General features: G+C 46.6%; 17 protein-coding genes. 12 read left to right on the forward strand and 5 right to left on the reverse strand.

Going from position 1 to position 21,599, the window contains the following annotated elements:
- The first annotated feature begins 181 nt into the window (after positions 1–181).
- Positions 182–1,969, forward strand: coding sequence for a cache domain-containing sensor histidine kinase (locus FJQ58_RS24070; protein ID WP_139997341.1), 1,788 nt, complete (start codon positions 182–184; stop codon positions 1,967–1,969).
- Between the two features lie 56 nt (positions 1,970–2,025).
- Positions 2,026–3,576 carry an ABC transporter substrate-binding protein gene (locus FJQ58_RS24075; RefSeq protein WP_238404315.1) on the forward strand — a complete coding sequence of 517 codons (1,551 nt, stop codon included), beginning with the start codon at positions 2,026–2,028 and terminating at the stop codon, positions 3,574–3,576.
- Between the two features lie 290 nt (positions 3,577–3,866).
- On the opposite strand, the gene FJQ58_RS32645 is transcribed toward FJQ58_RS24075, so the two are convergent.
- Positions 3,867–4,136 carry a hypothetical protein gene (locus tag FJQ58_RS32645; protein WP_202915320.1) on the reverse strand — a complete coding sequence of 90 codons (270 nt, stop codon included), beginning with the start codon at positions 4,134–4,136 and terminating at the stop codon, positions 3,867–3,869.
- A gap of 146 nt (positions 4,137–4,282) precedes the next feature.
- Here FJQ58_RS32645 and FJQ58_RS24085 point away from each other — a divergent pair, with 146 nt between their 5' ends.
- The 4 genes from FJQ58_RS24085 (at position 4,283) to FJQ58_RS24100 (ending at position 9,654) form a co-directional block, all read left to right on the forward strand.
- Positions 4,283–5,251 carry an ABC transporter permease gene (locus tag FJQ58_RS24085; RefSeq protein ID WP_420799863.1) on the forward strand — a complete coding sequence of 323 codons (969 nt, stop codon included), beginning with the start codon at positions 4,283–4,285 and terminating at the stop codon, positions 5,249–5,251.
- Between the two features lie 33 nt (positions 5,252–5,284).
- Positions 5,285–6,181, forward strand: coding sequence for a carbohydrate ABC transporter permease (locus FJQ58_RS24090; RefSeq protein WP_139997342.1), 897 nt, complete (start codon positions 5,285–5,287; stop codon positions 6,179–6,181).
- Between the two features lie 67 nt (positions 6,182–6,248).
- Positions 6,249–7,862 (forward strand): DUF3502 domain-containing protein, encoded by a 1,614-nt coding sequence (locus tag FJQ58_RS24095; RefSeq protein WP_139997343.1) that lies wholly within the window; start codon positions 6,249–6,251, stop codon positions 7,860–7,862.
- Between the two features lie 187 nt (positions 7,863–8,049).
- Positions 8,050–9,654: a helix-turn-helix domain-containing protein gene (locus tag FJQ58_RS24100; RefSeq protein WP_139997344.1), complete on the forward strand. Its 1,605-nt coding sequence runs from the start codon at positions 8,050–8,052 to the stop codon at positions 9,652–9,654.
- Between the two features lie 84 nt (positions 9,655–9,738).
- Here FJQ58_RS24100 and FJQ58_RS24105 read toward each other — a convergent pair whose 3' ends face one another.
- The 4 genes from FJQ58_RS24105 to FJQ58_RS24120 form a co-directional block, all read right to left on the reverse strand.
- Positions 9,739–10,035 (reverse strand): putative quinol monooxygenase, encoded by a 297-nt coding sequence (locus tag FJQ58_RS24105; protein WP_139997345.1) that lies wholly within the window; start codon positions 10,033–10,035, stop codon positions 9,739–9,741.
- Positions 10,036–10,062: 27 nt separating this feature from the next.
- Positions 10,063–10,701 (reverse strand): nitroreductase family protein, encoded by a 639-nt coding sequence (locus FJQ58_RS24110; protein ID WP_139997346.1) that lies wholly within the window; start codon positions 10,699–10,701, stop codon positions 10,063–10,065.
- Between the two features lie 55 nt (positions 10,702–10,756).
- Positions 10,757–11,176 (reverse strand): MarR family transcriptional regulator, encoded by a 420-nt coding sequence (locus tag FJQ58_RS24115; protein ID WP_139997347.1) that lies wholly within the window; start codon positions 11,174–11,176, stop codon positions 10,757–10,759.
- Positions 11,177–11,310: 134 nt separating this feature from the next.
- On the reverse strand, positions 11,311–12,141 hold the full coding sequence (locus FJQ58_RS24120) for an AraC family transcriptional regulator (RefSeq protein ID WP_139997348.1): 831 nt from the start codon (positions 12,139–12,141) through the stop codon (positions 11,311–11,313).
- A gap of 115 nt (positions 12,142–12,256) precedes the next feature.
- On the opposite strand from FJQ58_RS24120, the gene FJQ58_RS24125 reads away from it, so the two are divergent.
- The 6 genes from FJQ58_RS24125 to FJQ58_RS24150 all read left to right on the forward strand — a co-directional run bounded on the left by FJQ58_RS24125 (position 12,257) and on the right by FJQ58_RS24150 (position 21,569).
- Complete coding sequence (locus FJQ58_RS24125) at positions 12,257–14,509, forward strand: FAD-dependent oxidoreductase (protein WP_139997349.1); 2,253 nt, start codon at positions 12,257–12,259, stop codon at positions 14,507–14,509.
- Between the two features lie 79 nt (positions 14,510–14,588).
- On the forward strand, positions 14,589–16,130 hold the full coding sequence (locus tag FJQ58_RS24130; RefSeq protein WP_139997350.1) for a response regulator transcription factor: 1,542 nt from the start codon (positions 14,589–14,591) through the stop codon (positions 16,128–16,130).
- 33 nt (positions 16,131–16,163) lie between these two features.
- A complete protein-coding gene (locus tag FJQ58_RS24135) occupies positions 16,164–17,942 on the forward strand; it encodes a sensor histidine kinase (RefSeq protein WP_139997351.1) in 1,779 nt (592 codons plus the stop codon).
- Positions 17,943–18,191: 249 nt separating this feature from the next.
- A complete protein-coding gene (locus FJQ58_RS24140; RefSeq protein ID WP_140000039.1) occupies positions 18,192–19,106 on the forward strand; it encodes an ABC transporter permease in 915 nt (304 codons plus the stop codon).
- Positions 19,100–19,960: a carbohydrate ABC transporter permease gene (locus tag FJQ58_RS24145; RefSeq protein ID WP_139997352.1), complete on the forward strand. Its 861-nt coding sequence runs from the start codon at positions 19,100–19,102 to the stop codon at positions 19,958–19,960. The genes FJQ58_RS24140 and FJQ58_RS24145 overlap by 7 nt, the downstream gene beginning before the upstream one ends.
- A gap of 73 nt (positions 19,961–20,033) precedes the next feature.
- Complete coding sequence (locus FJQ58_RS24150; protein WP_139997353.1) at positions 20,034–21,569, forward strand: extracellular solute-binding protein; 1,536 nt, start codon at positions 20,034–20,036, stop codon at positions 21,567–21,569.
- Positions 21,570–21,599 lie beyond the last annotated feature (30 nt).

A 21,599-nucleotide genomic window follows, 5' to 3' on the forward strand; every position in this document is an offset into this window, starting at 1 on the left:
GGGGAGGAAACAGGCTTCAGTGGCTTTGGATTTAGTGGATAGATTGGTGATACCAGTGATCATTTTTTAATGATATACTTCCTATTGAAAACCGGCTTGTGAAAAGTAGAATCATATGGCTTTAAACATGAAGGCGCTCCCATGGAGCAAATGAAAATATCGGCATTCGGGGGATGGTAGCATGAGGCGAAATAAAAATTGGTTTTCAGATTTAAGTATTCGTTATAAGCTGTTTGCCTCGTATGTGCTTGTCATCATGATTCCATTTATGCTTCTTCTCATTATCCATATTAACTTAACCCAGCGCGAGAACAAAGAAACCGCGGTATATGCCTCACATAAGATGCTTGACGAGTCGAAATCCTATTTGGAGTACAAGGCACAGGCAATAACGGAAGTGCTTAATTTTATTGGGTTCAATTCGCTAGTACAAGTGGGAGTTACAGCCGATTCTTTGCAATACGAGGATGTTAACCTCTGGCATCAAGATGCGCTCCAATTGTCGCGTCTAATAAACCAATTCCGTTATAACGATGATATCGATACCATTCAAATTTATATGAGGCAGGGTCTTGCGGGAGCGACCGAGAGTTCCGAGTTTTTGGATATTAGTAAGGTGGAGTTTATGACGTGGTTTCAGGATTTCTCCGCCTCGAAATCGGTTTTTGCATGGCTTCCTTCAACGTTATTGGACGAGGAAGCGGACCCAAGTGAGCTGACGGTTCTGCGCAAAGTGCCGAATGCCCACAACATTCAACAGTTTGACGGCATCGTGAGGGCACGTGTGAAACCGAGTGCCATGCAATCCGTGTTGGATCATGCCATTTTGTTTCCCCATGCAGCTTCACTCTTGTTCAATGATCGAGGGGATGATCTAAGCCAATCCGAGCAGTTTCCCTATGAGGCTGATTTGGTGAAAGATCTGCGTGATTTGTTTTTTCAAACGGATCATGGAGACAACTATTTCGAAGACAACTATCGGATGGATGGGAAACGATATCTATTGGGCATAATGGCCATTCCGAATACCGATATGAAATTAGCGCTAATTGTTCCACACTCAGATATATCGCTTTCCAGCACGAAAGCTCGCAATCGGATTGTCACAATCTTTCTGTTAGTTGTGCCCTTCATGCTTCCATTGTCATTTTTTGTAGCGGCAACGGCAACGAAGCGAATTCGGCGTCTGATCGTTCATGTCCGTAAAGTGAAGCATGGTCAATTCCAAATTGCACTACTTCCCGCGAGTGAAGATGAGATAGGCGAGTTAACGCATAACTTCAATGTAATGGTACAAAATATTTCGGGCTTAATGGATGAAACGTACACGTTAGGCCGAGAAGTGAAAAATAAGGAGCTGTTGGCGCTGCAGGCCCAGATTAACCCTCACTTCTTGTATAATACGCTTGAACTTATTAATGTTATGGCAATCGAGTCAGGGTCCAAAGATATAAAGCAGGTGGTAGATGAATTGGCCATATTTTATAAGCTAAGTCTATCTAACGGCAAAGAATTTGTGACGCTTGAGAGTGAACTGCAGCATATCGAAGCTTATGTTCGGATACAAAATATGAGATTCGGAAATCCCATTCGATTGGAGCTCGAAGTTTCGCGGGAGCTGTTCTTGTGTGAGCTTCCAAAAATTCTTTTGCAGCCTCTCGTGGAAAATGCGATTTTGCACGGAATTTTGGAGAAGGAAAACGAAGAGGGCACGATACGAGTATCCGCATGGACGGAGAAAGGCGATGTTATCCTTGAAGTGATGGATGATGGCGTCGGTATGGATGAAGGAAAACAGAGTGCTATATTAACAGGACAAAACGTAAGCACTAAAGGCGGGGGTTATGGAGTGCGAAATATCAATGAACGTTTGCAGCTGTCATATGGACCCTTGTACGGTTTGAAATATGAGAGCACACTCGGCCAAGGCACAAAGGTGCTTCTGCGAGTCCCACTAAGGAAAATATAGCACTATTCGGATGAGGTAAAGGTGAACAAAGGCAGAAGGAATAAGGAGGAATTGCGTTGGCTTTCGTAAAAAGAAGCATGTTTTTTTTGAGCATGCTTGCGCTCATCTTGACAGCATGTTCCAATCATAATCCTCAGTCGGACTTCAAAGCGGGCACCCAGAAATACGCAACAGAAGTGAAAATTACAGGATATTTAATCGGTGAAGCTCCGAAAGGTATGCCCAGTGTGCTGCGAGCGCTTAATCATAAGCTGAAACAGGACATCAATGCGACTATCGAGTTGAATTATATCGGATGGGGAGACCTCGCGACGAAATATCCTTTTGTGCTGTCTTCTGGAAAAGAGATCGATTTTATTTTCGCGGCAGATTGGGCTTATTATATTTCGGAAGCAGCGAAAGGGGCTTTCCTGCCGCTCGATCCGGATTTGCTTAGAAAGCATATGCCTATGCATATGGAGAATATGCCGCAAGAAGCTTTACAGGCAGCTTACGTGAATGGCGTACCTTATATGATTCCAACCTCCACGCCTGACAGGAAAGTCAGTATGGCTCTTTTCCGTAAAGATGTCATGGAACAGGCGGGTATGACCGAGATTACGAAGTTTTCTGAAATCGAGCCTTATTTGTCAGCGGCAAAAAAGATGAGTCCGGACATGATCCCCCTTCATTTGGATTCACAATTCGAACTGCCTTTTCCGTATTTGTATCTAATGTCTGAGAAACTAGCCATGAGAGGAGCCCCTATTGACTCTGGAGATCCTATGTCACAAGGAATAACAGCAGACAATGAGGACCCCGCTGGTAAAATAATCAGTATGATAGATGAACCTGTTCTCAGCATTCAGAAGTTTGCGGCTAGGATAATGAAAGACTGGTACGATAAAGGTTATGTTAATCGCAATCCATTCTCGAACAAAGTGCGCTCCAAAGATATTTTCTGTGAGGGGCTGACAGGTGTTGCATTTGGTAATTCTAATGATATGGTTTCCGTGTTTGATGCTTGTGAGCGGAGGGGGATCGATGTCTATCCATTTCCGTTATTGTTTCCATCTGGTAAGGTTACACAGACAAGCTGGCTGAACAACGGTGTTGCGATTGCTGCTAATTCTAAAAATCCGGAGCGTACAATGGAAGCTCTTGATTTAATAATGGAAGATCCCGATTATGTGAATCTGGCTTACTATGGCATGGAAGGAACACACTATAAATTGACAGCTGAAGGAGCAATTGCGCATCTTGAATCATCGCTGTCTGGTGAAAACAGCTACCCTGTGGATGCTTCCGGCTTTTGGTTCGTAAATAAAGATCGTTTAAAGCCGATGTCGACGTGGACAGATTCTTACATCAAGCTTCAAGAGCAGATTAATGATTATTTAGAGCCAACCACCTATTTAGGCTTCTCGTTTAATCCGAGGGAGGTGAAAGCAGAAGTTGCTGCGATAAAGGCGGCTTCGACTCTTTATGCTCAGCCTATCTACATTGGTGCAGTGGATGATATAGACGCCTCATTCGAATTGTTAAAGGGCAAGTTGCAAGCTGCGGGTATTGATAAAGTAAAGCGGGAGGTTGAGAAGCAAGCGGCGGAATTTCTGGCGAGCCAATAAGCATATCTATTCTCATCCATTGAAGCCTGCCTGGCGTATTTCGTCAGAGCAGGCTTCTTTTTTTGAAAATATAGGAAGCATACCACTTCGCTATCCCTTCTCTACATTTCTCGGAATGTACCGCGCTGGCCCGCTAATCTACGGCGATAGTCGTTTCACCTTGGTTATGACTAATTTTTAATTAGCGTCCAATCATCCACTTTCACCCAATTATTCGCATTCGCAACCGAGTAAACCCCTATTTGGGCCGAACCGTTCGTTATCAAGATATTGGAGATCGTTGTCTGCGTCTAACTGCCGCTCCCTATGCTCCATGTTCCCGCTGCAGCATCCAAATTAAATTGACTTACTGATCCATTGGTAGCCCCATTAATTACATTTCCCTCGAAGGTCCAATTAACTAAATCTGTCGAGGAATAGCAGGTAACCGAATTAATGCTTGTGTCGCTGTTTTTGGAGGCTGGATTATTATAGTAGGTTACAGCGCCGTTATATTTAACCCCATACCAGTAATACGTATTTCCTACCTTTTGTATGAAGATCCGGTAACCGGTTTTCATTTGCAACATCCTCTCAAATTGGGATCGTGGTGTTTCTAAAGTTTTCAAAGATTATCATAACTTTTGATCGTATCGAGAGATTCTTGAATTTATTAGGATAGAGAGGTAGACATCAGCAGAATGAAACGAAACGGAAGGTGATGAAGTTGAACACGAACGTCCAAAAGGGAGATTTGACGAAGCCTCTTCAAAAGAAAAAAACGTGGGGCCTTATCAAAGATTTAAGCACCAACAGGGTGCTGTATCTCATGTTTGCGCCAATAGCGATCTATTTTATTGTTTTTTCCTATATCCCGATGACGGGGATCGTCATGGCATTTCAGTCTTATACCGTCAAAGGTGGACTATTCTCAAGTCCTTGGGTAGGACTCGATAACTTCCAATATTTCTTTAACTCAGGGAAGGCTTGGATCGTTACACGAAATACGATCGTTTATAACATCATTTTTCTTGGCTGCTACACGCTTTTCTCGATTGCAGCGGCGGTGTTTATCTCTGAGATTCAGAAGAAGTGGTACAAAAAATTATCTCAGACCTTAATGTTTTTGCCTTATTTTATTTCATGGGTAACCGTATCGGCATTTGTATACAATTTCTTGAATTATGAATATGGCATTGTAAATAAAATTTTAGAGCATTTCCACATGGAAGCGCTAGATATCTATTCGAACTCAGGCTATTGGTATGTGATACTTCCGTTCATGTACGTATGGAAGTGGGTAGGCTACGGCAGCGTACTCTACTTGGCGGCAATCGTAGGCATCGATCAGGAAATCTATGAGGCTGCTACCATCGACGGCGCTACCCGATTCCAGAAGATTACCCGAATCACGCTTCCGCTGCTTAAGCCTACTATGGTCATTTTGCTTCTGCTTGGCTTGGGACGGATTATGCGAGGAGAATTTGATATGTTCTATCAATTGATCGGCAACAACGGTCTTCTTATGGATGCTACGGATATCATTGATACACTCGCTTTCCGATCGTTGATGGGGACGGCAGACTTTGGGATGGCTTCTTCTGTAGGCTTATACCAATCGGTACTTACGTTAATTATTATTTTGACAGCGAATTGGCTCGTCCGCAAATATGACAGAGATCAGGCATTGTTTTAAACGTTCAATTCTAATGACAAGAAGGTGATGGTTATGAGCAGTCTTAGTGTCAAAAGTAAAAAAGATTCTTCTCCGGTGTACACGACTATTGCGTATGCCGTGGTTACGATTATTGCACTCGTATGTGTACTTCCCTTTATCGTATTGCTTGCCGGTGCCTTTTCGTCAGAAAGCTCGGTTTTAAAGGATGGTTATTGGTTTTGGCCGCGGGAGTTTTCGCTTGAAGCGTTCCAATTTATCTTTCGTTTCCCTGAGGATGTCCTGTCCGCCTATAAAGTTTCCATTCTCATCACGATAATTGGAACGGTCGTATCTCTGTTTATCTCAACGATGGCTGCCTACGTGCTCTGCAGGAAGGAGCTCAGATATCGGAATGCACTGTCATTTTTTCTGTTCTTCACAACGTTGTTTAGCGGAGGCTTAGCCCCTTACTACATCTGGCTAAGCCGGTATTTACATTTATCGAACACGTATTATGTGCTTATTCTAGGACCGATGTTCAATGTCATGTACATCTTGATTTTACGCAGTTTCATCAAAGGTTCTGTCCCAGAGCCGTTGATTGAATCCGGGAAAATAGATGGGGCCGGAGATTTGCGCATATTCCTTCAGCTTGTTATCCCTTTGTCTAAGCCAGCACTCGCTTCCATTGGTGTTTTCACAGCTCTGGCTTATTGGAATGACTGGTGGACAGCGATGATGTTCACAAGCAAGGACCAGCTGATTCCGCTGCAATATCTTCTCTATAAGATGCTCTCAGCCATTAATTTATCTGCTGCGATGTCTGAACATGTGTCCAGTGTCAGCACTCCGAAAGAGACATTTAAGCTGGCAATGACCGTCATTGCTACGGGGCCGATCGTAATGGTTTTCCCTTTCGTACAACGGTATTTCGTTAGCGGAATCACGATTGGTGCAGTCAAAGGTTGATATAGGTTCCGAGTCAAACGGAATGTATATAAATAAAGCTTGAACAAAATAAGGGGAGGTTTTTTAGATGAAAGCATTCAGAAAAAGCAGTCTTTCTGTTTTAGTTCTTGTGGTGATGTTCGTACTTGTACTTGCTGCCTGCAGCGGGAATAATGCCAAAGACACCTCAAGTAATACGCCAGCCAGCACTAATGGATCGACGGAGCCCGCATTAACCGATGAAGGCAAACCGGATAACTCCAAAGAAGTGAAGATCGTTGGTTATGTGCTCGGTGAAGCTCCGAAAGGCATGCCGGATGTGTTAGCCGCTTTGAATGAAAAGCTTAAAAAAGATATTAATGCTACGGTTGAGCTGAATTACATCGGCTGGGGAGATGTAGGCTCCAAATATCCGCTTGTGCTTGCTTCCGGACAAGACGTTGACTTCGTATTCGCGGCAGACTGGAATTTTTACGTATCGGAGGCTAACAAAGGCTCATTCCTGCCTCTGGAAGAGAATATGCTGAAGTCATTTATGCCTAAATATTACGCTAAGCAAGATCCGGCTGCCTATAAAGCTGCTGAAGTCAACGGAAAGCAATACATGATTCCGACAACAACTCCTGACCGCAAAGTAGGTGTGGTCGTCCTTCGCCAAGATATTCTAGATCAAGTTGGATTAACGAATCCTACCAAAATGTCAGAATTAGAGCCCTATTTTGCAGCCATCAAAAAAGACTACCCAGATATGACACCGCTTAACTTGGATTCACAATATGATCTGCCAGCACCATTTGGCGCATTGGTTCAAGAGAAATTTGCCTATCCAGGTGCACCGCATGATTCTGGAGATCCATCAGGCGTAGGTGTCTATACGGATCAGGAAGATGCAAGCGGCAAAATCCTCAGTATTACGGATGAACCGATCCAAGGCTCATTCAAATATGCAGCTGAAACGATGAAAAAATGGTATGACGCAGGTTATGTGAACAAGAACCCATATTCCAACAAAATCCGCTCCAAAGACAATTTCTGTGAAGGAAAGTCAGGCGTAGCTTTCGCCAACTCCATTGATGTCCAATCGATGCTTGCAAGCTGCCAAGACAAAGGAATCGAGACATACATTATGCCAGTACTTTCACCATCAGGCCATGCACCTTCAAACAGCTGGTTGAACAACGGAGTAGCCATTGCCGCTAATTCGAAAAACCCGGATCGTGCATTGCAAGCGCTTGACCTTATAATGCAGGATGAATCTTATGTTTACTTGATGTACTACGGGATTGAAGGGAAAAACTATGCGATTACGGCTGACGACAAATTGACGCTTCCAGAGGGCGTTACGTCGGAGAATAATAGTTACCCAGCAGATGCTGCTGGTTTCTGGTTCGTAGATAAAGACTTGTTCAAACCGAATGCCGATTGGACGGACGCCTATGTGGAGCTGAACAAACAAATCAAAGATTATCTTCTTCCCGCCACCTATCTCGGCTTTACGTTCAACTCGGAAAGTGTTAAATCCGAAATCGCAAATTTGAAAAACGTATCCTCCCAGTATTTCCTTCCGATAGCAATCGGAGCGGTTAAGGATGTTAACCAGTCATTTGATACGCTGGTATCCAAGATGAATGCAGCTGGTATCGATAAGGTGAAAAATGAAGTAGAAACACAAGCAGCAGCATTTTTGGCTAACAAAGGTTAGTATAGTAGACAAACAGCCGTTCCCTTCTCAAGGGCGCGGCTTTTTATCTAAATGCAGTCTAGGCATTTAAATGGATGAGGTCAGAGTTGTAAGCGGAGAAGATACCTCGACAGATGCGCAATTCATCGGTAATAATGAAAGAAAATGCCAGACGGTTGGAAGTCTTACAGCAAGGGGGTCGCAGCAAATGAAATTATTGATCGTGGATGACGAGGAAAGAACGAGAGAGATGTTGAAAAAATATATTCCTTGGGAAGAGTTAGGCATCCATCAGGTGTTCACTGCCCGTAATGGCTTAATGGCTTTGGACACGGCAAGAGAAGTGCGGCCGGATATTGTGCTATGTGATGTTCGGATGCCCAAGATGAACGGCATTGAGTTTGCCCAGCAATATCAAGCCATTGATCCGACTTCGATTTTCATATTTTTGAGTGGATTTTCGGATAAGGAATATTTGAAAGCGGCTATTCATTTGAAAGCCTTGAATTATATCGAGAAACCGGTCAATTTGGATGAAGTTAAATCTGTGATTTTAACGGCTATTCAATTAAAATGCGAAGAACGCAAGAAAAAATCCGAGGATGAGCAATTGAAGGCAGGATTTGATCATGGCTTGCCTTTCTTAAGGCAAGAGATGGTGCGCAAGCTTATTGCTGTCCCCACATCTGTACACGTTCGACCTGCTTTGCAAAGCACAGAAACGTTTTTATTGCCTTCGCAAGGCCCGTATACCGTGCTTTCCGCCTTATTGTATTGGAGTCCCGCCTATCTTCCTGAAGATCCGGCTCTAGTGCAGGAACAGTTGTTATTTACGTTGAATACGGTGCCGCAATTACGTGGATACCGCGCGTTGTTCGGCTTTGATTCCAATCATTTTTTAATAATTATAATGTCAGGGGCGTACCGGAGTTCGTTTCGTGACAATCGAGAGATTATTGATTCACTTTATGCAGAGTTGAAAGCGATTGCTGGGCATAACATCGAAGTAAGGCTCGGCATTGGAGAGGTTGTACATGAGCTGGATGATATTCCGATTTCTTATCAATCCGCTCGCAAAGCCGGTTTTATGCAATTTTACGTCGAGGGTTTAAAACCTATATTTTCCAATGATGTGAACGCGGTTCATACCCCGTTTGAAACCAATTGGGAAGATGTACGCATCACGAGAGATGAGCTTCGAAAAGGCAATCTGGATGCGGTCAAACAATCCCTTGATAAATTAACGGAACGCGCGAGAGAGCATGTGGACATTGATATCGTACGTGTCAAGGATACGTACTTCCAGTTTCTACTTGCTATTTTGGAAGTTGCTGTACAACAAGGTTTGAAAGAGCTGACACACGATACGGAAAGGCGATATATTTGGAAAGAGATCGACAGAATTTCGAATTTGGAAAATCTGAGAAGATATCTGCTATCTTTTTTGCAGCTCTTCTATGAGATAAAATCCGGCCATACGGAGCAAGGCTTGAGCAAAATGAGGGAAATTATTCGTTATATTCATTCCCATTTTCATGAGAATGGTTTTAACATTCAACAAATTGCAGATCATGTTAATCTCAGTGAAACCTATTTATGCTCCTATTTCAAGAAGCAGCGTGGCGAGACGATTAAAGAATTCATTACTCAAACAAGAGTGGAGAAAGCGAAGCAGCTGCTTTTGGATCGAGAGGTTAAACTATACGAGGTGGCAGTTCGACTAGGTTTTACGGATGCAAATTATTTTTCGACCTTTTTTAAACGGTATACGGGAGTCTCTCCCTCGGAATATCGTGAAAGAACGCAGAGCTAATGAAGCTCTCCATAATTGACCGATGCGTAGGTTGGTGGAAGAGGTTAGGGGCAAAGCTGCCCCACTCTATCCAGTACTTGCATGTTAACGATTGATCTGTTCCCCATTGAACACTTGGAGATCCATTGGCGCAGCTAGGTAAGCGTGCGCTTTCTGGACGAAGGCAGTGAAGTGTGCGCTGGTATTATGAGCGGTGGTTGCCTCCACGTCTTTCCACAATTCGACCATCGTATAGCGATGGTCCTTCTCCGTATCTTTCAGGAGAGCATAGCTAATATTTCCTTCTTCGGCACGCGAAGCCGGAATGAGCAGATTAACAGCCTCCAGAAAAGCATGCTCTTGCTCAGGTTTTACTGCGAGTCCTGCATGAATAATAATCATGGCTATTCACCGTCCTTATTCGTTTAATTATTTCCAAGTGGTAACGGTCTCGACAGGCAAGCGGTAGGAGGGATGCCCTTCATTCACTTGCTTGCCAATGGAGATCAGCATGACGGGCACGTAACGCTCTTTGTCTAGGCCAAAGGCTTCGGCGATTTGAGCTTTCTCAAAGCCTCCGATTGGATTCGTATCGTAGCCATGGGCACGAGCGACAAGCATCAGCTGCATGGAGACAAGTCCTGCGTCGATAAGGATGACATCGCGCAAATCCGCTTTCGAAATATTTTGATAGTAAGGGGTGAAAGCCTTGAATTGCATATCCTTTACTTCTTGAGGCATATAGCCGAGCTCTACCGATTTGCCGAAAATCTCTTCCGCGTATTGAAAGTTATCCATATCGCCAAACACGGCAATTACAGCTGCTGAAGTGCTTACTTGATTCTGATTGAACCTGGCAAGCGGGGCAAGCGCAGCTTTGCCTTCCTCACTTTCAATCACAACGAAGCGCCAAGGCTGCATGTTAACGGAAGAAGGGGCAGCGGTGGCCTCTGCCAAAATTTCAGTTAATTCCTCGCGGCTGATTTTGACGCTGGAATCATAATATTTAACGGAACGACGCCCAAATACAATTTCATTAAAATCGTTTGTTTTCTGATATTTACTCATGATGTAGAAATACTCCTTTTTGTATTATGCTAAAAGACAGCTGATTTTAGCAGAATTAGATATTATTTTGCATGCGGCTAAGCAGTTCATCAAGCAGATGAAGTTCTTCTTCAGTGAAATCCTTCATCATTTTGTTGACGAAATTAGCTTTCTCCACTTTATAACCGATAATTCTTTCCCGACCCTCCGGGGTAAGGCGAACGAAGGTGATCCGGTTGTCATCCGGGTTTTTGCGCCTGGATACCATGCCGTCCGCTTCGAGCTGTTTGAGGTGGCGCGTAATGGCGGCACTGTCAATATTAATGAGCTTTTGCAAGGTGGTTTGGTTGATTTCATCCGCCTCATAAAGCTCGCACAAGAGCTCAAAACGTGATGAACTGATCCCCGTACAACGTTCAAATTTAGGGCTGACCTTATTGTTAAGCCCTTGGAGCAAATAAAGAATCCGCTCTTGCTTCGATTTAAAACGTGTGATGAGCAGTTCCTCCCTTCCTTAACCGTTGACCCGTCAATGATTGATGTCTCAAACAATATAACATTTCTTTTTTAGATTTTCAAGTGCACAAAAAAAACGTTATTTTTTTTGTAATCCGAAATGTGTCTTATTCGTTAGACGCGGTTCGTTTTTCGAAAGGCGGATGGACTGGTTTGTAATGCTTTGGTGAATACCCGGCTTAAATAAAATCCGTTGCTGTAGCCGCAGGCAACCGCGATTTTCTCAAGGGGCAAGTCGGTATCCATTAGCAGCTCTTTGACTTTCTCAAGGCGAAGCTGGGCTAAGTAGTGCGAAGGATTCATGCCTTCGCTCTTGCTGAATCTACGGCTTAGCTGCACGGAGCTGATTCCAAGCTCGGCGGCAAGCTCGAGCATGCTTAGTTCTCCAAAGCCGTTCTGCTCAATGAACAGCTTGGCTTGTTCAATTAGCGGGTCTATGGGCGGGACCGCTTTATCGGAGGTGGGAGCTTCAGACGACTGGCAGTAGCGCCAAATATCGCTTAACGCATGGTTTTGCCAGTGGCGCTTCAGATTAATTTCCTTTTCAGGATGCTCCTTTAAGAACCTTAGATTATCGGCAAGCCGCTCCCTTTGGCTAATAGTTAGCTTATAGGAGGATGCAGCCAGGCGAAGCCGAACCGATTCCTCCTCCTCCGTTTGTTTTCCTTGCTCATCCGAGACCGAACGGAAAGAAAATCCAATGAAATGAAACGAAAGCGTGTGCATGACGCTGCGGTGGAAGCTGAGCTCCGGCGGACATACAATTACGTCGCCCATATTCGCTGTTCCTTCAGCTTCCCCAATCCGATAGGAGAAGCTGCCGCCCTCCACAGCAAAGAGCACCCAATGCTCATAAATATCTACGTTGAATTGAAACTTTGTTTTGTGGTCCCAATAGATATGGTGCGATAGCAGGGGGATTAGACCGCTGCTTGAAAGGTTCATTTGCCTCAGCCTCCTGAGTGAAATAAAGTATATGCTCTTATGATAGCGCAGTGCATGTTAAATAACGACCCCCTCGTATAAGATGAAGATAAAATCATGCTTGGAGGCGATCGTTATGAAGCTTGAACTCGTGAAATCCGATATAACCGTCATTGGCGGGGGCTTGGCCGGCGTATGTGCGGCCGTTGCTGCTGCGCGTCTGGGACAGACCGTATCACTCATCAACAACAGAGGCGTTCTTGGGGGCAACTCCAGCAGTGAGGTTCGGGTATGGGTATGCGGCGCGACGGCGCATGGCACGCAGCGGTATGCACGGGAAACCGGCATTATGGGTGAAATGTTCGTCGAGAACCAGTACCGAAATCCAGATGGTAACCCCTATTTATGGGATCTTGTCGTACTCGAAACCGTTCGCGCGGAGAAAAATATCCAATTGTTTCTCAACACAGATGTGCATGAAGTGGAAGCCAGCGGACAGGAGGATGATCGAGTCATTCATTCGGTAACGGGATGGATGATGGGCTCGGAGCGAAAGATTCGTTTTGAAAGCGATATGTTTATCGATTGTACCGGGGATGGACTCGTAGGTTTTCTTGCCGGCGCAAAATACCGGATTGGCCGAGAAGCTAGGGATGAGTACAACGAGGAATGGGCCCCGGAGATTGCGGATGACATTACGCTAGGGAGCACGCTTCTATTCTATACGAAGGAATCCGACCGCCCAGTGAAATACATTCCTCCAAGCTTTGCGAAGGACATCACGAAAACGACGATTCCCATGAAGCGGGTGATCCGCAGCGGCGACTCGGGCTGCCATTATTGGTGGATTGAATGGGGCGGCGAAACCGATACGGTTCATAACAATGAATCTATACGCGATGAGCTCTGGTCGGTCATTTATGGCATTTGGGATTATATCAAAAATTCGGGTAGCTTTGAGGCAGACAACATGACGCTGGAATGGGTAGGCTCGCTTCCTGGCAAGCGGGAATACCGCCGTTTTCAGGGGGATTACATGCTAAATCAAAACGATATTATCGCACAGGAGCCCTTTGGCGACCGGATTGCCTTCGGAGGCTGGTCCATCGATCTTCATCCGCCGCAAGGCATGTATTCGACCGAGAGCGGATCGAAGCATTTGTATCCGGACGGCATCTACCATATCCCTTTCCGCAGCCTTTATTCGAGCAATGTAAGCAATCTGATGTTCGCGGGCCGTGACATTAGCGCAACCCACGTTGCCTTTGGCACAACAAGGGTTATGGCAACTTGTGCCGTTATGGGAGAAGCAGCCGGCAGCGGCGCCGCTTTGGCGCTGCAGAAAGGAGTCTCGCCGCGGTTACTGCACCGGGATTACATGAAAGATTTGCAGCAGCTTATGCTGCGCCAAGATGCATCGATTATCGGAATCGCAGGTGATGACCCGCGGGACCTTGCAAAAACAGCCGAAATCACGGCATCCAGTACGCTGAATGCGATTGCCGTTGCAAGCCCGTCCGATAGCCATTCGCTCCATAAGGATGTAGGCGTTTTATTTCCCGTTAATCCCTCTCTGGAAACGGTAGATCTGCTGCTGGATGCTGAACAGGACACGCTGCTTGAGGTGGAGCTGTGGCATACGGGCAAAGGAGAAAATTATGTGCCTAAGCAGCAGGTAGCCGTTGCTTCTGCGACTGTAGCCAAAGGCAGCCGGCAGTGGGTGAAGCTTGGACTGCCCTGGCAGCCGGATGAACCTTGCAACGCTTTTGTCATTATAAAGGCTAATGAAGCGATAAGGCTCCACACGACGGATAGGCCGCTGACTGGCGTATTGTGCTTTGAGAAGGGGCCAAAGCCGGTCGTATCCTCACTGTTGGAAGATCAACAGCCCGATCAGCCGGTCGTACAATGGAGCATGCGCGCTTGGAACCGTCAGCTGGCATGCATGCAAATTACGCCAGCCACAGAGGCATACTCACCGATACAAGTGATTGATGGTTATGTTCGTCCCTATGCGGGGCCGCATCTTTGGGTGTCCGAGGAAATGAGCAAGGGCAATCCGGAATGGATCCAGCTAGCATGGGAGGAAGAGCAAAAAATAGCAGAAATTCATCTCACCTTTAACGATGATGTTAACGAGGATTTAATCAACCTGCACCATCATCGTACAGTTTTCGAAACGATTCCAGAGCTGGTGCGCACCTACCGTATAGAGGCGCTCATTGGGGAGGAGTGGATCGTTGTAGCGGAGCAGAGCGATAACTACAAGCGCAAAAGGGTTCATAAGCTTAAGGAAGAAATGGTATCCAAACAAATTAGAGTTTGGATCGAAGGTACAAACGGCGGCTTGCGTGCGGAGGTTGCCGAAATCCGAGTTTATGCACTATAATTAGCTAAACATAATGATAACGCTTTCAAATTATTCCGATTTGCAGTGAGGAATCAGGGATTTGAAAGGAGAGAAGCTTATGGCCATGAAGCCGCTTCGCGTATTGATCGTTGATGATGAGATCCCTCTGAGACAGGAACTGCGGATATTCCCGTGGGAGAATTGTGATGCCGTATTAGCTGGCGAAGCTAGCAATGGAGCGGAAGCTTTGCAGCTATGCGAAGCTTGTGCGCCCGATGTTGTTATCACGGATATTACCATGCCGGTTATGGACGGAATTACGCTCATTCGGGAATTAAGAAAACGATACCCAAAGGTTCAAATGATATTGCTCACCTGTCACAGCGATTTTCATTATGTGCAAGAAGCTCTTCGGCTTGGAGCGCTCGAATACATTCTGAAGGTATCGATGGAAGAGGATGAGCTAAAGCAAGCGCTCGACAAAGTAAGAGCTGCGATGATGAAGGAGAGGATTGCCCAGGAAAGTGAAAAAAGGGAGCAAAGAATGCTGCAAGCGGCATTATTCGGCAAACTGCTTCATGGGCAAACGGTAGAGAGCTCCGATTGGCATCCGATGGGGCTGGACGGGGAAAAATCGGCTCTATTGGTTCGTTTGATGATAAACATTTCCCATTCCGCCTACCTCTCCGTCAAGCAGCCTATCCAGCAGCTGCTTGCCGAAATGGAAAGAAACGATCCTAGTTGGCTGACTTGGCTGACGTTGCGGGAAAAAGAGTATTTTATTCTGATCGACGCGGGGCAGCCATCCGAGTTAGTCTTGCAATCGCTTGGGATAGCCGTGCAAGCGATGAATGATTTGATTTTCCGGGATTGCCCGCTGATGGATCAGCACTCTGCCGTTCATGCCATAGTGAGCCATCCTTTTAAGACCAAGGAGGAGCTTGCGAGTTCGCTTGCGCATTCGACGGAATGGAAAGACGCTCTATTTTATGATTATGCCATGGAAAGCCAAGTGTTCATCGATCATCCGCTGCTCTTAACGGACATGACTGATAAGAAGGCCAAGGAAATGAACGAGCTGCTTAGAAAAGCGAGCTGGTCCACATCGGCGTTAAGAGAGTGTTTGCACGGCGAGTTTATCCAATGGTGCTCGATACACCGCATCAAGCCTGAACAGCTAAAAGAGAGGATGCTCAATTGGCAGGTGGACTGGCTGAAAGTACAGGAAGGCGAAGAGCTTGACGGCTCCGGCATCGCACAATTAATGGAGGCGCAAACGCTGTCTCAGTTGGTCGCCTGCGTCATCCGTGCGATCAACGCTGTCGAGCAGGGACGAACGCGCTCGCGCGTAGAGATCCGCTCTGCTGTGCAATGGATCAAGGACCATATGCAAGAGCAGATTTCGCTGCCCCATATTGCCGACCAGGTCGGTCTTAGCCCGCATTATGTCAGCAAATTGTTCAGGGAAGAGACGGGGAGTACGGTCAATCAATATATTACGCGGCTGCGAATGGAGAAAGCGGTGGAGCTGCTGAAGCATACGAATAAGAAAGTGTATGAGATAGCGGAGGAGGTCGGCATCCCGAGCTATCGCTATTTTACCGTTACGTTTCGGAATTGGACCGGGGTATCGCCGACGGATTATAAAAGGCATAGTTAAGGGCTAGAGACCGGGCGCGGGGGAATGGGAAATATGACGAAGCTGTTTCATTGGTATGCCAGCCTTGGTCTTGCCACCAAGCAGTTCATCTATTTATTTATCGTGACGCTCCTGCTGTTTCTTGGGCTCGCTTGGCGCAATCTTCATGAGGCGGAGAGCTTGCTGCAGAATCAGTTGACCCGCGATGCGGAGCTGCTTGTAAGCCGGACGAATCAATATATTGATGCGAGCTTGGATAATGTAGAAAATATGCTGCTGCTGCTCTCGACCCGCGCGGACTTGCTAGAGAAGGGAAACGAGGAGGAAGCGATCGATACGCTGCGCAAATTTGCCGATTATAACAATTCGATCGCAAAAACCCTGTACATGATTCGCGCCGACGGCAGCGTGTATTCAAGCTCCCAGGTGTATTTTGAAATCATCGGAAATCCCCGTCTGCAGGAGCTCTATGCGCTTGCGCTGCAAAATTATGGGTCCATTAATGTCAGCGAGCCTTATTATTCGCCAATGTCCGGGCATACGCTTGCCTATGTCTTGCCGATTACGGGAGCAAACAAACAGGTGCTTGGCGTTATGGTCGTCGAGTTGAATCTGGATTTGCTCACGGAGCGGATCGCTCCGATGATCTATCAATCCTATGTTCTGTTTACGAAGGACGGAAACGTCATTAATCGTCTGGATTCCCGCGATAAGCTGCTTCCCTTCGAGCAGGCATCCTTTCCCCCGCAGCTTCAGGACGGCTTCCGAAAGCAGCTCGTCACGTTGAAAATCGGAGTGAATCGCATAGAAGGCCATTCCCTAAACCCGCTGGTGGCGGTAAAATCGGCGAAAAATCGTTTGGGCTGGTCTCTCGCGGCCTTTATTGAAGAAGATTATTTCTATCAGGACTTGCAGAAGCTGAATAACAACTACAGGACAGCGAGCATTGTATGGATTATCGTGCTGCTGCTCAGCGCGTACCTGCTCAGCCGCTCCTTCACGCATCCGATTCGCAGGTTTGTTGAGAAAATGGATCGACTTAACGATCTCCAGGTTGTGGCAAAGCTGCCGGTCACGCGGCGGGATGAGATCGGCCGGCTGACGCAAAGCTACAATGCGATGCTAGAGCGGATTCAAAGCCTGCTGCAAAAGACGAAATCGGCGGAGGAGCAGAAAAAGGAATACGAGCTAAAGATGCTGCGAAGCCAAATCGCGCCGCATTTTCTGTATAACACGCTTGCTTGCATCAGCAGTCTGGCGAAGCAGCAGCGGATTGACGAGGTGCGCGATACCATACGGTCTCTAGTGAAGCTGCTCAGCTTCAGCTTTGACAAGCAGTCGGAGTACGTCTCTTTAGACGAAGAATTGGAAGGGCTGCGCATGTATATGCACATTCAACAGGTGCGTTATGGCGAGCAGTATCGTTATGCGCTGGAGATCGATCCGTCGGTGATGCATTACCGGATTCTTAAGCTTACTCTGCAGCCGCTCGTAGAAAATGCCCTGTTTCATGGCATAACGCCCAATCACGGCGGCCTCATTACGATTAAAGCAGGCGTCGAGAAGAGCATGCTGCGGCTGTATGTCCGCGATGACGGGATAGGAATCCCCAGGGAACAAAGAGGCAAGCTGCTGCAGGATCACCCCGGGCAGGATCGCTCGGCGTACCGTTTCACAGGCATTGGCCTGCGCAATGTACATGAACGGATACGAATTCATCATGGTGAGCCTTACGGCTTGCGAATTGGAAGCGCAATGGGCAGAGGAACCGTTATTCGAGTGGATATGCCTTTACTTACCGAAAGCGATGAACGTTTGGGCATTTGGAGCTAAGCTTATAGTAAACATGAAGAGGCTGTCCTGCGGGACAGCCTCTTCGCGTATGCGAATGGAAACGAAGGTAGGGGGAAATGCCTGATTAAGTTCCTCCAATATCTGTACATTATTTACGTTTTTGTGTATATCGGCACTTCATCCCAGTGATTATACTTATCTTATTGGAAGCGCATTCAAATAAGGAGGGATACGATGGAAGCCGATCACAGCCTTACGCCCCCCCCTCGGATAGGACCTACTCCGAAGATGAAACTGCAGACGATGCTTAGAGCGATCTGGAGCTTCCGGGCCTTTTACATCATGCTCTTGCCTGGTGTAATCTATTTCATTATCTTTCGGTATTTTCCGATGTATGGGGTCATCATCGCGTTTAAAAACTTTGCAATTCTAGAGGGCATTACTGGAAGCTCGTGGGTTAATCCATGGTATAAGCACTTTCAGGATTTCTATCAATCGCCCTATTTTGGCCAGCTGCTGTCGAATACGTTATTAATCAGCGTATACAAGCTGGTCTGGGGTACGCTGCCTCCGATTCTGCTGGCGCTGCTGCTGAATGAATGCCGTGTACGGTGGTTGAAGTCAATCGTGCAGACGCTCACGTATATGCCGCATTTTTTATCCTGGGTCATTATTTTCGGCATTCTACTGACGTTATTCTCACAAAACGGAGGATTGATTAATCGCTGGATCGTAGAAGCGGGGGGAACCTCCATACCCTTCCTCACTTCGACCGATTATTTCCGAAGCATTCTCGTCGGCTCGGAGGTTTGGCAAAATCTCGGCTGGGGAGCCATCATCTACTTGGCCGCAATGGCAGGCATTGATCCTACTCTTTATGAAGCGGCAAAAGTGGACGGAGCCAGTCGGCTGCGCATGATATGGCATATTACGCTGCCGGGGATCCGAAGCATTATTATTTTGCTGTTCATTCTCAAGCTCGGCCATTTGCTGGATGCCGGCTTTGATCAGATTTACATTTTGTACAACATACAGGTGTATCCCGTTGCCGATATTCTAGACACCTGGGTGTATCGCACGGGGCTGCAGCAATTGAATTTCAGTTTGGCGTCGGCTGTCGGATTATTCAAGTCCATCATTGGGCTCATCCTTGTATTAGGTGCTAACCGTATGGCGAAGAAGTGGGGTGAAGGGATATGGTAAAAAGCCTCGATGATAAAATTTTTAATTCTGTCGTGTATGTTATTCTGGGATTATGCGGCCTGGCTGCCATATTGCCAATCTTGTACGTGGTAGCCGTGTCGATTACCCCTTTCGGTGAAGTGCTGCGCAATGGAGGATTTATTCTGTTCCCAAGAGAAATCACCTTTACAGCCTACCGAACGCTGCTGACGGAGTCGAATATTCCGAAAGCGTTCCAAATTACGGTTCTTATCACGGTGATTGGTACGGCCGTGAATCTCATATTGACAGCCCTGATGGCGTATCCGCTTAGCCGTAAAAACCTGCCTGCTAGAAACTTTTTTCTCATGATGATCGTGTTCACTCTGCTATTCAGCGGAGGAATCATTCCGACCTATCTGGTTGTTAAATCCCTGGGGCTGCTCGACTCGATTTGGGCTATGATTTTGCCTAACGCGGTATGGAGCTTTAATGTGCTCATTATGAAGAGCTTTTTTGAAGGGCTGCCGGAGGAGCTGTTCGAATCCGCTAGGATGGATGGCGCCAAGGAATTTCGAATACTGCTTCAAATCGTAACGCCGCTCTCGGTTCCAGTTTTGCTAACGGTTGGTTTGTTTTATTTGGTCGGGCACTGGAACGAATTTTTTCAGGCGATTTTTTATGTGACCGACCGCACGCTGTATCCGCTTCAGGTTGTCGTCAGGGAAATCCTGATGCAAAGCCAGCAGCCGCTTGAAAATGCCGAGAACATGATGCCGACCCAGACCATGCAGATGGCATCCGTGATGATTGCCAGTTTGCCGGTTATCGTCATCTATCCGTTTCTTCAGAAGCATTTCACGAAAGGCATGCTGCTCGGATCGATTAAAGGTTGACCAAGGCTGCATAGATTACTGGCCAGCTATGCGGACTTGTACCATAGCAAGAGTGATGAAAGGGGATAAGAAGATGAGAAAAATAATATCTTTATTGCTAACCGTTTCTATGCTTGGAGCGCTGCTTACCGCTTGTTCGGGAGGAGATGGCAATAAGAACGTGGGCGGTGACCCGAGCAATACGGCCAAGCCTAACACAGAAACAGCGCAGCCGAGCAGCAAGCCGGTGAAGATCGAAATTATTGAAACGGGAAACAACCTGCCTTCCCCGGATAAGGATGTCATTAAGCAGGAGCTCGACAAAGCACTGAACATTGACCTTAACCTAACGGTGTATCCGTCGGCTGACGATTACAGCAATCAATTGAGTGTCCGAATGGCCTCGGGAAATTTTCCGGATCTGTTCATGGTCGACCGCCAGCAGCTGATAGAGTTTTCCAAACAGGGGCTGCTCCTCGATTTAACGCCATACATGGATAAGCTGGACCAAACGGTAGCTTTCATTGGCGAAGACAGCGTCAAGAAGGGGATGGTTGACGGAAAGGTATACGCGATTTCCAAATCACCGCAAATCCCTTACAACACCTATTGGATTCGCAAGGACTGGCTGGAGAAATTGCAGCTTCAAGTACCTAAGACCGTGGAAGAATTATCAACGGTGGCAGAAGCCTTTACGAAGAACGATCCGGACGGGAACGGCAAGCCGGATACCATCGGTTTGACCGGCGGCAAGATTGGGGCATTCTCGCCTGTATTCGGCGCATTTGGCGTCGGCATGCCCGGAAACTTTTATGAGAAGGATGGGGCAGTCATCAACGGTCTGTATGACCCGGCGATGAAGGAGGCACTGGAATTTATCAAAAATATGATCGCTACAGGATCTGTTGACCCCGAGTTGCTGGCCAATAGCGGACTTCAGCATCAAGAAAAGGCGATTAAAGGGCAGGCAGGCATCGTTTATCTTGATTGGCCCAATATGACCAAAGAACAGTTCGTGGAGCAAATTAAAACGGTTAATCCCAATGCGGAATGGCTGCAGATGACTGCGCCGTCAGGCAAAGGGGGTCAGTACGACGGATCATGGGATATTGGCGCGGCGCCAGGCCGCTTCGCCATTCCGAAGGCACTGGAGAAAGATCCGGAGAAGCTGCAGCGAGTATTCGATTTGCTGAATTACATTTCCAATCCGGATGGCGGCTCGCTGTTGGTTCAATTCGGGGTCCAGGATACGCACTTCACGCTTGATAACGGCAAACCGAAGATGACAGACAAAGCAGGCGATGTCGGTTATTCCTGGCTGTACCAATTCACCGGCAGACCTGAAATGGAGTATTTGCAAGCCAAATTCTCCGCTCAGTCAGAAGCGATTGCCTTTGCGAGCGAACAGCCGCGTATCGAGATACTGAACGGATTCATTGATAATCCTCAGGGCTTTAATCCAGCTGATGCGGACCGTTATATAGAGGAAGAGCTTGCGAAATTTATTTATAATAAACGCCCGTTAAGCCAATATGACGACTTTATTAAGACGCTGGAGACATCTATGAACTATAAGACGTTTATGGATAGCGCGGTAGAGCAGCTTAAGGCATTGGGTTACGGCAGTTAATTGCAGTTAAATATATGAGGATACTGACAA

It is taken from the genome of Paenibacillus paridis, assembly GCF_006345825.1.
Taxonomy (GTDB): domain Bacteria; phylum Bacillota; class Bacilli; order Paenibacillales; family Paenibacillaceae; genus Pristimantibacillus; species Pristimantibacillus paridis.